The sequence below is a fragment of the Micromonospora sp. NPDC003241 genome, from assembly GCF_053589795.1.
Genome location: NZ_JBSFSO010000010.1, coordinates 91,847 through 105,268, shown reverse-complemented (window position 1 = coordinate 105,268; position 13,422 = coordinate 91,847). Strand labels below are relative to the sequence as shown.

Sequence of the window (13,422 nt, the reverse complement as noted above, 5' to 3'; positions counted from 1 at the left end):
GGTCACAGTGGCGGGACCGCCCCGGATTCGCCGACCCGACTCGGGCCGACTCACCGGTGTTCCCCACCGCGCCGTCGTCGCCGATGATGTCACACCGACCCCCCGGGGCGGCAGGGTCGCGGATTGCTGGACTACCGTTGCGCCGCGTGAGGTCCATGACATCCCCGGTCGCCGTGGTCGGCGTCGGCGCGGACGGCTGGGCGGGGCTCGGCGAGCGTGGACGCGACGCGGTGCGGCAGGCAGAGGTCGTGCTGGGCGGCCGGCGGCACCTGGACCTGCTGCCGGACAGCGTGTCGGCGCAGCGGGTCGCCTGGCCGACGCCGCTGCTGCCGGCCCTGCCCGACCTGCTCGCGACGCACGCCGACCGGCGGATCTGCGTACTGGCCAGCGGCGACCCGATGTGGTTCGGCATCGGCACGCACCTGGTCCGGCTGCTCGGCGCCGACCGGGTGCGCGTGGTCAGCCATCCCTCCTCGATCGTGTTGGCGTGCGCGCGGATGGGCTGGCCGGTGGAGCGGGTCACCGTCCGCAGCGCGGTCGGCCGTGACCTGGACGAGGTCCGCCGCGACCTCGCCCCGGGCCGACTGCTGCTGGTGCTCAGCACCGACGCCGCCACCCCCGCCGCGCTGGCCCGGCTGCTCACCGACGCCGGGTACGCCGACAGCGAGCTGACCGTGCTGGCCGCGCTCGACGCCGACACGGAGCAGCGCGTCGACGGCCGGGCCGGGCAGTGGTCCGCCCCACCCGGCGCACCGCTGAACGTGGTCGCGGTGCGGGTCGCCGCCGCGCCCGGCACCCGGGTGCTGTCCACCGTGCCCGGTCTGCCCGACGACGCCTTCGCACACGACGGTGCCCTGACCAAACGAGAGGCTCGCGCCTTGGCTCTGTCCCGTCTCGGTCCCACCTGCGACGACCTGCTCTGGGACGTCGGCGCCGGCAGCGGCAGCGTGGCCGTCGAGTGGTTGCGCAGCGACCCCAGCACGTCGGCGGTGGCGGTGGAGAGCCGCGACGACCGCGCCGACCGGATCGTCGCCAACGCGCGCGATCTGGGCGTACCCCGGTTGCGGGTGGTCCGGGGCCGGGCGCCGCAGGCCCTCGCCGACCTGCCCGCACCCGACGCGGTGTTCGTCGGCGGCGGGCTGACCGCGCCGGGGGTCTTCGACGTGGCCTGGGACGCGCTGCGGCCCGGCGGGCGACTCGTCGCCCACGCGGTCACCCTGGAGGGCGAACGCGAACTCACCGACCAGATGGCCCGGCACGGTGGGGACCTGACCCGGTTGTCGATCGAACGCGCCGAGCCGCTGGGCGGTTTCACCGGGTGGAAACCCGCCCGCGCGCTGGTGCAGTGGGCGGTGAGCAAGCCATGACAGTGCACTTCATCGGCGCCGGACCGGGCGCCGCCGACCTGATCACCGTACGCGGGCAGCGCGTCCTGGCCCGCGCCCAGGTCTGCCTGTACGCCGGCAGCCTGGTACCCGCCGACCTCCTCGCCACCTGTCCGCCCGACGCGCGGCTGGTGGACACCGCCGAGCTGACGTTGGACGAGATCGTCGCGGCGATGGTCGAGGCGCACCGCGACGGGCACGACGTGGCCCGCCTCTGCTCCGGTGACCCGGCCGTGTTCAGCGCGGTCGCCGAGCAGACCCGGCGGCTGGACGCGGCCGGGGTGCCGTACGAGATCGTGCCGGGCGTGCCGTCGTACGCGGCGGCGGCGGCCACGTTGCGCCGGGAGCTGACCGTGCCGACCGTCGGGCAGACGGTGATCCTCACCCGCACCCAGGCCCGGTCGACGCCGATGCCGCCCGGGGAGACCCTGGCCGAGCTGGGCCGCAGCCGCGCCACGCTGGTGCTGCACCTGGCGGTGGCGCGGACCCGGCAGATCGCCGGGGAACTGGTCGGGCACTACGGGTCGGACTGCCCGGTGGCCGTGGTGGCCAACGCCAGCCGACCCGACGAGGTCGTGCTGCGCGGCACCCTGGCCGACATCGCCGACCAGGTGGAGGCGCACGGCATCCGCCGGACCGCGGTGATCATCGTCGGTGCCGCGCTGGCCGCCGACTCCTTTCCGGACAGTTACCTCTACTCCCCCGGCCGGGACCGCAGCGCCAAGCGTCCGACCGGGTCGGCGGGATGAGCGGGGTGAGCACGGTGCGGACGATCCTGGTGATCGGCATCGGGGCGGGCGACCCGGGTCAGCTCACCCTGGCCGCAGCCGAGGCGATGCGCCGGGCCGACGTGTTCTTCCTGCTGGACAAGGGTGCGGAGAAGCACGACCTGATCGCGTTGCGGCAGGAGTTGCTGGCCCGTTTCGCCCGGCCCGAGCACCGGGTGGTCGAGGTGCGCGACCCGGACCGGGACCGGACCGCAGACGGGTACGTCACGGCGGTGGACCAGTGGCGGCGGCACCGCGCCGACCTGCTGGAGGAGGCCGTCGCCGCGCACCTGCCCGACGGGGGCTGCGGCGCGTTCCTGGTCTGGGGCGACCCGGCTCTCTATGACAGCACCCTGGCGGTGGTGGAGGAGATCCAGGCGCGCGGGCGGGTCGCGCTGGAGCACACGGTGATCCCGGGGGTCAGCAGCGTGGCGACGCTGGCCGCACGGCACCGCATCGGGCTCAACCGGGTGGGTCGGGCGTTCCTGGTCACCACCGGCCGTCGGCTGGCCGAGCGGTTGCCCGCAGACGTCGACGACATCGTGGTGATGCTGGACGCGAACTGCTCCTTCACCCACTACCTGGACGAGGACCTCGACATCTTCTGGGGCGCCTACCTGGGCACCGCCGACGAGATCCTCGTCGCGGGACGGCTGTCGGAGGTGGCCGATCGGATCGTGGCGACCCGGCGGGCGGCCCGCGGTCGCAAGGGCTGGATCATGGACACGTACCTGCTGCGGCGCCGGGACCCCGTCGACGAGGCGTGACGACACACGACGGGCCCGGACGCGGGTGCGAGGGTGCCTCTCGCCGACCCACGCCCGGGCGGTCACGTCGTCACCGGCGGGTCAGTAGCTGACCGTCGTGGCGGTGGCGGTGTCCGTGACGATCGCGATGCCGGCGCTGGTGCCGAGCAGTTCGGCGCCGGCCCGCAGCAACGCGACGGCCTGCGGGTAGGACTTGATGCTGCCGGACGCCTTGACCCGGCTCCGGCCGGCGGCCCGGGACACCAGGTAGCCGATGCTTTCCGGGTTGGCGACCTCGACAGTGCCGCTGCTGGCGTTCTTCAGGTACGCCGCACCGGCCTCGATGGAGAGTTCGACGGCGGTCTCCCGCTCGGCGGCGGTCAGCAGCGGCAGTTCGAGCATCACCTTGATCGGCACGCCGGAGGCGCGGACGACACCGGCGATGTCCTCGCGGAACTCGTCGTACATGCCGCTCTTGAGCCAGCCGACCTGCACGCCGATGTCGATCTGGGCGGCACCGGCGCGGACCAGGCTCTCCGCCTCGAACGCCTTGCCGGCGCTGGTGGTCACGCCGACGGTCGGGAAGTCCAGGGCGGAGGCCACCTGCACGTCGGTGCCGCGCAGCACCTCGGCGACGACCGGCACCCAGGAACCCGGCACCATCGCCGCGTTGAAGCCGTGCGCGAGCGCCTCCTCGGCGTGCTTGATCATGCGGTCCCGGGTGGTGCCCACCTCGATCAGGGTGTGCTGGATGTACGGCGCGAGGGCGGCCGGGGTCAGGTCGGCCGGCAGGGCCGTCGTGGCGGACGTCATGGCGGGAATCTCCTTTGTGCGGACGTGCGGCACCCGGCGGCCGGCGTCGCGCGCCTCGGCCGCCGCAGTGGCGGATCTGGGGATGGTCAAGGACCGGGTGAACGGGAGCGGCACACCGCTCGGTCGGGTCACGACCAGTCGATCAACACCTTCCCGACGTGGCCGGCGTCGGCCGCGGCCAGCGCCTCGGCCGCCTGGTCGGCGGGGAAGGGCGGGGCGAGCAGGTGCGCGAGCGCGGGCAGGCCACGGGCGGCCCGGAGCACGGCCGGGAACTCCGGCTGGGTGAAGACCCAGCTACCGAGCACCCGCAACTCCTTGCGGATCACGTCCACGCCGGGGTCGATCTCCATGCTGTTGTTCGCGCCCAGCAGCACCACCGTGCCGTGCGGCCGGGCCAGCTTCATCACCTGCGCCTGCGCGGCCGGGTTCGCCGAACACTCGAAGACGATCTCCGGCCCACGGCCCTCGGTGACCGCCGCGACGGTGGCGACCGGGTCCTGCCCGCGCGGGTCGACGACCACCGCCCCGAGCGTCTTGGCCAGGTCCCGCCGCCCCTCGATGGGGTCGAGGGCGTAGACCTCGGCCCCGGCGGCCACCGCGAGGGCCACCACGCTGCAGCCGACCGGCCCGAGGCCGAACACGGCGACCCGGTCGCCGACGCCGACGCCGGACTTGCGGACCGCCGAGTACGCGGTGCCGAAGTTGCAGGCGATCAGCGTCGCCAGCCCGTCGCCGACGTCGTCGGGCACCGGCAGGACGCCGGTCGCCGGAGCGGTGACGTACTCCGCGTCGGCGCCGCCCCGGTGGTTGCCGAGCGTCCGGCGGTCGGCGCAGAACATCGGTTCGCCGCTGCGGCAGAAGACGCACTCGTCGCAGCCGGAGTGCTGGTAGACGATGACCCGGGTGCCCTCGGCCGGTCCGGCGCCGGAGGCGGCGGCCGTGGCGATCACGCCCACCGCCTCGTGGCCGGGCACCGTGTGCAGGCGGTTGTCGAGTTCCGCCGCCGGCTTGCGGTAGTGCGGCAGGTCGCTGCCGCAGACCGCCGACGACGTCACGCGTACCAGCACCTCGTCGTGGGCCGGCACCGGGCGCGGCACACTGCGTACGACCGAGGTGCGGTCGCCGGTCAGCATCAGTGCCCGCATCGACGGTTCTTCCGTGGGGTGGGCTTCCATCTCGCGTTCTCCTCGGATGTCGCGTGTCACGCCAGGTCCGCCAGGTCGAGGTACCGGCGGTACAGGGCGTCGTAGACAGGGACGGTGGTGGGATCGGGCAGGTGGCGGCGGGCGGCGGGCCGGGACCCGGCGGCGTGCGCCAGGTCCGGGTACCGGCCGAGGCCCACCCAGGCGGTGAGGGCGGCACCGCGCAGCGGTGCAGCCTGCGGGTCGCCCGTCGGTACCTCGATGGCGCGGCCGGTGACGTCGGCCAGGATCTGGCCGAAGACGTCCGAGCGGGCACCGCCGCCGATCGCGGTCAACGTCGGTCCGGCCAGCTCCGGCGGCAGGTGTCGCAGCACGTCACGGACCTGGAGGGCGATGCCCTCCATGGTGGCCCGGACGAGGGCGCCCGGTCCGTGGGTGAAGTCGAGGCCGTCGATCCGGCCGCCGGCCGCCGTCCAGTGCGGGGTGCCGACGCCGGCCATGGTGGGCGCGAAGAGCAGGCCGCGCGCGCCGGGTTCGACCTGCCGGGCGTCGGCCGACATCCGCTCGTACGCCGGGTCGTCGTCGCCGTAGCGCAGCAGTTCCCGCAGCCAGCGCAGGGCCGACCCGCAGGCCGGGATGGTGCCCTCGACCGAGACGCAGCCCTCGACGACGTGGGCGGCGCGGACGAACCCGGCGGGGTCGGCGACGTCGCCGACGGCGGCCGGGAAGACCATCGTCGCCGAGGTGCCGAGGTTGACGGTGGCGGCGCCGGGACGGACTCCGCCGCCACCGGCCGCCGAGCACTGTTGGTCGCCGCCGCCGACGTAGACGGGCAGCCCACGCGGCAGGCCGGTCTCCTCGGCGATCTCGTCGCCCAGGGCACCGGCGACGTCGGTGGCCGCGCGCAGCTCGGGCAGGCGGTCGCCGTCGAGGTCGAAGGCGGCCAGCAGGTCCTCGCTCCACCGTCCGGCGTGCAGGTCGAGCAGGCCGTACCAGGAGGCGCAACTGCGGTCGACCTGCGGTCGGCCGCCGGTCAACCGCGTCAGCAGCCACTCCTGGACGCCGACGAAGACGGCCGACGCGGCGTACGCCTCGGGGGCGTGTGCCCGGAGCCAGACCAGGGTGGCCAGGGCCGGCATGGTGCTCAACGGCATGCCCGACACCCGGCTGTAGGTGTCCGGGTCGACGGCCGCCCGCAGGGCGTCCAGCTCGCTGGCGCCCCGCTGGTCCATCCAGAGCACCAGCGGGGTCACCGGCCGCAGGTCGGCGTCGAGGCCGGCGACGGAGGCGCGCTGGGTGGCCAGCGTCAGCGCGACCACCCGGTGCCCGGCCTGGTCGGCCATGGCCCGCACGGCGCGCAGCTCCCCTACGGTCACCTCCCAGATCGCCGGCAGGGACTGCTCCGCCCGGCCCGGCTGCGGATGGTCGACGGCCAGTTCCCGGCTGTGCTGACCGTGCACCTCGCCCCGCTCGTCGACCAGGGCGCAGCGGATCCCGGTGGTGCCGGCGTCCACCACACACACGACGTCGGTCATCCCTTCACCGCCCCGAAGCTCATGCCGGTGACGAGTTGCTTCTGCGACACGAAGAGCACGACGGCCACGGGCAGCACGGCCAGCGTCCCGGCGGCCATCATCGGACCGATCGCCACCGACTGGAACTGCATGAACCCGAGCATCGCCACCGAGACCGTCTTCGCCTCGCCGCTGGCCAGGGTCAGCGCGAAGACGAACTCGTTCCAGGAGAAGATGAAGTTCAGCACCGCCGCCGCGGCGACGCCGTTGCGCACCATCGGCCACGCCACGCTGACGAACTTCCGGGTCTCCGAGCAGCCGTCCAGGTCGGCGGCCTCGAAGACCGCCGCCGGTAGGTCGGCGAAGAAGCTGCGCAGCAGGAAGAACGTCACCGCGAGGTTGACCACCGTGTGCATCACGGTCAGCGCCCACACCGTGTCGATGCCGCCGAGCTGGCGGAACAGCACGAAGTACGGGATGACCACGACGACCGCGGGGAGCATCCGGGTGGACAGCACCCAAAACTCGAAGTCGGCGCGGCCCCGGAACTTCATCCGGGCGCAGGCGTACGCGGCCGGGGTGGCGGCGGCGATGGCGATCGCCGAGGACACCACGGCGACCAGGACGGAGCGGCCGATCGCCGACATGAAATCCGCGTCGCCGAACAGGTCGACGAAGTTGAACATGTAGAGCGGGGCCAGCCAGTCCGGCGCACCGCCACGGATGTCGCTGGGTGCGGCGAAGCCGACGCGGAGCATGAAGGCGAACGGCAGGACCGACCAGAGGATGAGGCCCCAGATCGCCACGGTCCGCAGGACCCGGCCTTTGCGCGTCTCGTGCACTAGTGCTCCAACCGTTGCAGCGCGGGCGCGGCGAACCGCTTGCCGAGGATGAAGAGGACGACGAGCAGCAGCAGGCCGAGCGCGGACGCCTCGCCGATGTGCAGGTCGTTGAAGGCGGTCCGGTAGATGCGCACGACGAGCGTCTCGGTCGCCGCGCCCGGCCCTCCCCCGGTGATGATCCAGATCGAGTCGAAGGTGCGGATCGCGTCGATCGCGCGGATCGTCACGACGAAGGCCACCAGCGGCTTGAGCATCGGCAGCGCGATGCGGACCAGCCGCTGCACGGCGTTCGCGCCGTCCAGGGCACCCGCCTCGAACGTCTCGTCCGGCAACGACTTGAGCCCGGCGAGCATGACCAGCGTGATGAACGGCGCCCACTGCCAGATGTCGACCACCACGAGGGCCACCACGGCCAGCATCGGCTCGGACGTCCAGCCCGGTGTGGGCAGCCCGAGCGCACCCAGGGTCGCGTTGATCTGCCCACCGTCCGGGTTGAGCATCAACCGCCAGGACAGGTACGCCGCCACCGGGGTGGCGCCGAAGGGCAGCACCAGCAGGGCCAGGTAGAGCCGGCTGCCGCGCAGTGGCCGCCAGAGCAGCGAGGCGGCGAGCGTACCCAGGGCGAACTCGGCGACCACCGCGACCAGCACCATGCCGACGGTGAGCAGCACCGCCCGCAGCAGACCGGGCTCGGAGAGCGCGTCGGCGAAGTTGGCCAGGCCGGCGAACCCCTGCTCGTCCGGGCGGGTCAGGTCGTTGCGTCGCAACGACCCGACCAGCACCGACACGAACGGATAGAGGGTGAACGCGAGCAGCAGCACCGTCATCGGCGCGAGCATGCCGACGAGGAAGAGTCGCCGGCCCCGGTCCTCGCGGGGGCGGCGCGGCGGGCCGCCGGTGGTGCCCGGACGCGTCGGCGGCGTCGGGTCGGCGGCCTGCCGCGCGAGCACGGCTGTTCGATCTGCGGACATCACAACCTCGTTCGGCCTGGACTGCTCCGGCAGTCGTCCACGGAAGTGGGGCGGGACGTCATCGGCCGGCCCGGGCCATCGCCGCCGCCGCGTCCGACATGGCCCGCTTCGGGTCCTTGCCGTCCACCAGCACCTTGATCAGTTCGAGGGAGAGCGCGTCGGCCTCGCTCGGGAAGGTCGGCCGGGCGTACGGCACCCGCTCCGGCTGTACGGCCTGGAGGTTGGCGACGATCTCCTGCGACATGTCGCCCGGATAGAAGGAGAGGAAGTCCTCGTTCGACCAGACCGACTCGCGGGCCGACGGGCTGCCCGACTCGGCGCTGACCGCGGTGGCGGTCTCCTTGCTCATCGCCCAGGCGTAGAAGAGCGCCGCCTGCTCCTTCTTGCGCGACGCCTTCGGGATGCCGGCCATCCAGTACCAGTAGTTCGGTGCGGCCGGGGCGGACGCGCTGCCGGGCCAGCGGGACACCGCGATCTGGTCGGTGTGCTGGCTGCTGCTCTTGTCCAGCACCACCGACAGCAGTCCGCTGGCGTCGGTGTAGAGAGCCGCCCGGCCCTCGTTGACCGAGCCGGTGGCCTCCAGCCAGCTCATGTTGGACGCGCCCTTCGGGCCGTACCGGTTGAGCAGTTGCTGCACGTACAGTTCGGTCGCCGCGACCGCCTCGGGGCTGTCCACCGCCGGGGTGTTGCCGGCATAGAACTCGCCGCCCTGGGTGAGGAAGTAGTTCGTCCAGGTCCAGACGATGTCGAGTCCACGTCGACCGCGCCCGGCGAACGGGCGCTCCATGCTCGCGGCGAGCTTCGCGCTGGCGTCGACCAGGCTCTCCTGGGTGGGGAAGCCGGTGATCCCGGCCTGCGACGCCAGGTCCTTGCGATAGATCACCACGCCGGCCTCGGCGGAGAGCGGCAACGCCATCAGCTCACCGTTGAGGCTGCTGGCCCGGCGGGCCGGCTCGAAGAAGTCGTTCGGGTCGAACCAGCCGGTGTTGACCAGGTCGCCACCACCGAAGTACGCGTCGAGCGGTTCCAGCCAGCCCGCGTTCATGTACTGCCCGGCCTGCAGGTTGCCGACCATCAGGGCGTCGTAGGTGGTGGCGCCGGAGGAGAGGGCCACCAGGGCCTGCTGGTAGTAGCTGTCCTCGGAGAGCGTGTTGGCCTTGAGCGTCATACCGGTCAGTGCCTCGAACTCGGCGAAGCGCTTGCTGACCGCGGAGGTCCACCAGTGCTCGCAGAGCAGCAGGTTGAGCGTCTCGCCCTTGAAACGGTCCCAGGACATGCCGGAGCCGTCGAAGGTAGCGCCGGCCGCTGCGGCGTCCGCGGTGCCGGTCTCGCCCTCGCGGCCGGCGCAGGCGCCGAGCGCCACGGCGCCACCGATCCCGAGCACGCCGGTCAGCAGGCCGCGCCTGGACAGCCGGAAGGGAGCCTCGTTGCGCATGATGTCTCCTCAGGGCAGCGTGCGACGACGGCGGTGGCGAACCACCGTCGGCACGAGTGGGGGTGGGGTGTGGAGGGGGAAGGACGTGGTGGGACGGGGCGTCCTACCGCTTGATCCAGGAGGAGATCCGTACGCGGTCGCCGCGCACCCAGACGTCGGAGTACTCGACCGAGTTTCCGTTGGCCTGGTAGGAGATCTGCTCGAGATAGAGGACGGGGACCCCGGGACGCAGCGACATCGCGGTGCTGACGTCGTCGTCGGGAAGTATCGCGGAGAAGGTACGCCGGACCGAGTCGACGGTCACGCCGTAGTCGTGTTCGAGCACGCCGAACAGCGACCGTTCCTGGAGGACCTGCGGTGACAGGTCCGGACACAGGGCGGTGGGCAGGTAGTTGTCCAGCAGATAGACCACCTCGCCGCCGACCGATCGGGTCCGGCGGATGGCCAACACGCTGAGGTCGTCGGCACGCAGGCCGAGGTGGGCGGCGATGTGCGAGGGGGCCTGCACGACGCGGGCGGAGAGCACCTGCGTGTGGTACTCGACGCCCTCGCGGTCCAGGCTCTGCGCGGTGGAGATCAGCTCCTGGGCGAACTCCTGCTCCAGCATCTGTCCCCGGACGAAGGTGCCCTTGCCCCGGGTCTGCTTGAGCAGGCCGGCCTCGATCAGCGTACGGATGGCCCGGCGGACCGTGCCCCGGGATACGTTCAGCGCGGCGGCCAACTCGGGTTCGGCGGGGAGCTTCAGGTGTTCCGGCCACTCCCCCGACTCGATGCGCTGCCGCATGAGTTGTGAGATCTGCTCGTGCAGCGCCTCGGCCTCGGCGGGCGAGACCTGTCGGGTGAGTGCCCTGAGGGCGGCGGGGTTCAGTTCCTGGGTCGTCGCCACGCCTGCTCCTCGTCGCTTGTTCAGTGATGTCCGCATTAGTCTGTGGACATCACTGAACATAGGGCCGAACGATCACGTGGTCAAGCCCCTGACCTGAGGAAACTTGACGCAGCCCGGCCGACGAATCGACGCCGGGTGTCCACCGCGCGGATTCGGTGGACACCCGGCGTGCGGCGCGACGGTCAGGCGGGCACGGTCACCGCCACCCGCCGACGGGCGGCCAGCCGGTCCACCACCACGGCGTAGCCCACCACCACGAACAGGTTCACGGCCAGCGCCTGCCAGGGCGCGTCCGCCGCAGTGGTGTCACTGTCCAGCCCGCCGAGGGCCGCCGCCATCACCAGAGCGATGGCGTTGTTGACCACGTGCAGGCCGATGGCCGCCTCCAGTCCACCGGTGCGGACCGTCAACCAGCCCGTCACCACGCCGAACAGCACCAGGTCGGCGAAACCCCAGCGGGTGCCCCAACCGTGCGCCGCGGCGAAGACCAGCGCCTGCGGCACGATCGCGATCCACGGGCTGCGCACGTACGCGCCGACCGCCTGGAGCAGCCAGCCCCGGCAGACGTACTCCTCGGCGGCGGCCTGGAACGGCACCAGCGACAGCAGGACCACCGCGCTGATCGCGAAGGTGCGCAGCCCGACCCAGCCGATCTCGGCGGTGTCGGCGTCGGTCCAGTCACCGGTGGCCACCAGCAGCCCGACCAGTCCACCCAGCATCAACGTGACCGCCGGCACCGACAGCAGCAGACAGAGGCCCAGCCAGCGCCACCGCAGCCGACCGGTCACCGAGGAGACCGAGCCGGCCGGACGGGCCTGCACCCACCACGCGGCCAGCAGCACGACCGGGATCAGCACCGCCAGCGACACCAGCGACAACGCCATCTCGGCCAGCGGCCCGAAGGAGGCGAGACCGTCCGCGTCGGCCGGCTGCCCGGTCAGCTCGGCCGCCACCAGGTACGGCGCGATGACCACGAGGGTCAGCACGAGCCCGGCCACCAGCACCAGCAGGGTGCCGACCAGCGGGCGCCACCAGCGGTGCGCGGAGGTGCGGGCGAGCCGGTGGTACGGGGTACCGGCCGGCGCGGTCCGCAGCCGCCCCGGTGCGGCCTGCCACGGCTGCGCCGGCGGCGAAGGGGCCGGGTGGTGGTCGTGGGTGGGTGGCAGACCGGTGGTCGAACTCGTCATGCCGACAAGGGTGTCGCACGGCCGCGACCCGTCGCGTCGGCCATCGGCATGATCGGGTCGTATGTCGAAAGTCGTACCGCTCCGCAGTGGACGGACGGCGGGACGGGACGGCGAACGGGGTGCCGGCGGTCAGCCGACACCCCGTCCCGATCGATCACGTCAGCTCGCGGAGCAACTCGCGGTCGGCGTGGTGTTGTTGCCGTTCTTGTAGAGCGTGATGCCGAAGTTGTTGCCGTTGCCGTTCGGCCGGGCGGTGAGCGTGCCACTGGAGCCGCTGACCGAGGCGTTCCAGCTGTTCTGCAGGCTCTGGCTGCCGTTGGTGCGGATGGAGACGGTCCAGTTGTTGCTGCCGCTGACCGAGAAGTTCACGTTGAACCGGTCGCTCCACTCGTCGGCCCGACTCACGCTGACCGAGCAGCCGCCGCTGCCGGGCGGCGGGGTGGTGGGGTTGGTGGTGCCCCCACTGTTCACCGTGATGTTGGAGCTACCGCTGCTCTGGTACCCCTCGGTGGCCATGATCTGGTAGTAGTGGTTGCCCAGGTTCATGCCCCGGCTGGCCCACGCGTCGAAGTGGTTGCCGGTGGTGATGGTGCCGCCCACCCGCTTCGACGTCCGGACGCTCCAGTACTGGTAGAAGGTCTGCGTGCCGTCGATCGACGGCTGGTTGACCCGCTGGGTGCGATAGATGTCGTACGTACCGCCGTCGGTGTTGATCGTGCCCATGGAGTTGGCGCCCGGCGGACGCCAGCTGCCCCAACTGTCCACGATGTAGTACTCGACCAACGGGCTGCGGGTCCAGCCGTACAGGGTCAGGTACGAGTTGCCGTTCGGGCTGAAGGTGCCCGAGTAGGTCACGTTGCGCCGCGTACCCGGGTTCCAGCCCTTACCGGCGACGAAGTTGTTGACGTTGCTCCACTGGGTGCTGTACTGGCCGCCGTTCCCCATCGTCATGGAGACGTTGCCGCTGTCCTTCCAGAAGGAGAAGAAGTACCCGTTGTGGTTCCCCTCCTGGTTGGACGTCACGGTCTGGGCGTGGGCGGGGCCTGTGGCGACCGCCACGGTTCCGGTCGTGATCAGCGCCACGGCACAGGCCGCGCCGATGAGCGACCGGAGGCGTCTGCGGCGTCTCGGTTGCACGAGGCCGTCGGGCATGCTTCCTCCTCGGGACGGCTGGCCGGAGGCCAGCAGTGCACTACGCGCCGACCGCCGCTCGGCGGCCCGGGCGACCGCCGTCGACGGTCGGCGTGTAGCGCATTCGGTGGTGGTGGGGTACCGGTCGTGCCGCACGGTGACCGGCGGAACTGGTGGCGAGTCGACGACGATCGAGCTGCGTCGATGGCCATCAGTATTGGCCGATTTCCCTGGACACGTCAACAACTTCCGGAAACACTCCCGACATCTCCGGCGGGCCGGAGCAGCCGACCCTCGCGATGTTGATCCTGTTCAACCGCGTTGTGAGCGCGTCACCTCGGACGACAACCACCGCAACTATCGGTGTCGCCCCGGACACGCCCGACCTCTGCCATCGGAACTTCCAGTGGCCTTCCGGACGACGACCGGCACCGACGGGCGCTCACCGGGTCCGGCCGCCACCGAGCGCCGAGCCGATCCAGCACATCGCGTGCGACGCCGCGTCGTGCACCGTGACCACCGGTGCCTGACGCCGTGCTCCGCTGCCGCTCGCGGCCCACCCGTGACGGTCCACGAAGGCATCGACGTGGCGGATCCGGACCA

The 13,422-nt window shown here is 72.1% G+C and carries 13 protein-coding genes; 3 read left to right on the top strand and 10 right to left on the bottom strand.

The features are described from left to right. Positions 1-155: 155 nt before the first annotated feature. The 3 genes from cbiE to cobF are packed head-to-tail and all read left to right on the top strand — an operon-like array spanning position 156 to position 2,919. Positions 156-1,367 (top strand): precorrin-6y C5,15-methyltransferase (decarboxylating) subunit CbiE, encoded by a 1,212-nt coding sequence (gene cbiE, locus ACWDVW_RS11340; protein WP_449947114.1) that lies wholly within the window; start codon positions 156-158, stop codon positions 1,365-1,367. Then, positions 1,364-2,134, top strand: a complete 771-nt coding sequence (gene cobM, locus ACWDVW_RS11335; protein WP_449946949.1) for a precorrin-4 C(11)-methyltransferase — start codon at positions 1,364-1,366, stop codon at positions 2,132-2,134. The genes cbiE and cobM overlap by 4 nt, the downstream gene beginning before the upstream one ends. Next, positions 2,131-2,919, top strand: a complete 789-nt coding sequence (gene cobF, locus ACWDVW_RS11330; protein ID WP_449946947.1) for a precorrin-6A synthase (deacetylating) — start codon at positions 2,131-2,133, stop codon at positions 2,917-2,919. Before cobM ends, cobF begins: the two co-directional genes overlap by 4 nt. 81 nt (positions 2,920-3,000) lie before the next feature. Here cobF and deoC read toward each other — a convergent pair whose 3' ends face one another. The 10 genes from deoC to ACWDVW_RS11280 form a co-directional block, all read right to left on the bottom strand. Next, a complete protein-coding gene (gene deoC, locus ACWDVW_RS11325; RefSeq protein ID WP_449946945.1) occupies positions 3,001-3,711 on the bottom strand; it encodes a deoxyribose-phosphate aldolase in 711 nt (236 codons plus the stop codon). 128 nt (positions 3,712-3,839) lie between these two features. After that, positions 3,840-4,856, bottom strand: a complete 1,017-nt coding sequence (locus ACWDVW_RS11320) for a zinc-binding dehydrogenase (protein ID WP_449946943.1) — start codon at positions 4,854-4,856, stop codon at positions 3,840-3,842. A gap of 56 nt (positions 4,857-4,912) precedes the next feature. Beyond that, positions 4,913-6,388: a xylulokinase gene (locus ACWDVW_RS11315; protein ID WP_449946941.1), complete on the bottom strand. Its 1,476-nt coding sequence runs from the start codon at positions 6,386-6,388 to the stop codon at positions 4,913-4,915. Further along, positions 6,385-7,209: a carbohydrate ABC transporter permease gene (locus tag ACWDVW_RS11310; protein WP_350696964.1), complete on the bottom strand. Its 825-nt coding sequence runs from the start codon at positions 7,207-7,209 to the stop codon at positions 6,385-6,387. Before ACWDVW_RS11310 ends, ACWDVW_RS11315 begins: the two co-directional genes overlap by 4 nt. Then, positions 7,209-8,180, bottom strand: coding sequence for a carbohydrate ABC transporter permease (locus ACWDVW_RS11305; protein ID WP_449946939.1), 972 nt, complete (start codon positions 8,178-8,180; stop codon positions 7,209-7,211). Before ACWDVW_RS11305 ends, ACWDVW_RS11310 begins: the two co-directional genes overlap by 1 nt. Positions 8,181-8,238: 58 nt before the next feature. After that, complete coding sequence (locus ACWDVW_RS11300) at positions 8,239-9,615, bottom strand: ABC transporter substrate-binding protein (RefSeq protein WP_449946937.1); 1,377 nt, start codon at positions 9,613-9,615, stop codon at positions 8,239-8,241. 103 nt (positions 9,616-9,718) lie between these two features. Next, a complete protein-coding gene (locus ACWDVW_RS11295; RefSeq protein ID WP_350696967.1) occupies positions 9,719-10,501 on the bottom strand; it encodes a GntR family transcriptional regulator in 783 nt (260 codons plus the stop codon). A gap of 182 nt (positions 10,502-10,683) precedes the next feature. Further along, positions 10,684-11,688, bottom strand: a complete 1,005-nt coding sequence (locus ACWDVW_RS11290) for a CPBP family intramembrane glutamic endopeptidase (RefSeq protein WP_449946935.1) — start codon at positions 11,686-11,688, stop codon at positions 10,684-10,686. Between the two features lie 159 nt (positions 11,689-11,847). After that, entirely contained in the window at positions 11,848-12,840 is a 993-nt protein-coding gene (locus ACWDVW_RS11285; protein WP_449946933.1) for a glycoside hydrolase family 11 protein, read from the bottom strand. A 421-nt stretch (positions 12,841-13,261) separates the two neighbouring features. Then, on the bottom strand, positions 13,262-13,393 hold the full coding sequence (locus ACWDVW_RS11280) for a hypothetical protein (RefSeq protein ID WP_449946931.1): 132 nt from the start codon (positions 13,391-13,393) through the stop codon (positions 13,262-13,264). Positions 13,394-13,422: the final 29 nt, after the last annotated feature.

Coding starts and splice junctions, on each gene's coding strand:
- ACWDVW_RS11305 (WP_449946939.1), bottom strand. CDS start 8,180: ATGTCCGCAGATCGAACAGCCGTGCTCGCGCGGCAGGCCGCCGACCCG.
- ACWDVW_RS11315 (WP_449946941.1), bottom strand. CDS start 6,388: ATGACCGACGTCGTGTGTGTGGTGGACGCCGGCACCACCGGGATCCGC.
- ACWDVW_RS11320 (WP_449946943.1), bottom strand. CDS start 4,856: ATGCGGGCACTGATGCTGACCGGCGACCGCACCTCGGTCGTACGCAGT.
- ACWDVW_RS11300 (WP_449946937.1), bottom strand. CDS start 9,615: ATGCGCAACGAGGCTCCCTTCCGGCTGTCCAGGCGCGGCCTGCTGACC.
- cobM (WP_449946949.1), top strand. CDS start 1,364: ATGACAGTGCACTTCATCGGCGCCGGACCGGGCGCCGCCGACCTGATC.
- ACWDVW_RS11285 (WP_449946933.1), bottom strand. CDS start 12,840: ATGCCCGACGGCCTCGTGCAACCGAGACGCCGCAGACGCCTCCGGTCG.
- cbiE (WP_449947114.1), top strand. CDS start 156: ATGACATCCCCGGTCGCCGTGGTCGGCGTCGGCGCGGACGGCTGGGCG.
- deoC (WP_449946945.1), bottom strand. CDS start 3,711: ATGACGTCCGCCACGACGGCCCTGCCGGCCGACCTGACCCCGGCCGCC.
- ACWDVW_RS11290 (WP_449946935.1), bottom strand. CDS start 11,688: ATGACGAGTTCGACCACCGGTCTGCCACCCACCCACGACCACCACCCG.
- cobF (WP_449946947.1), top strand. CDS start 2,131: ATGAGCGGGGTGAGCACGGTGCGGACGATCCTGGTGATCGGCATCGGG.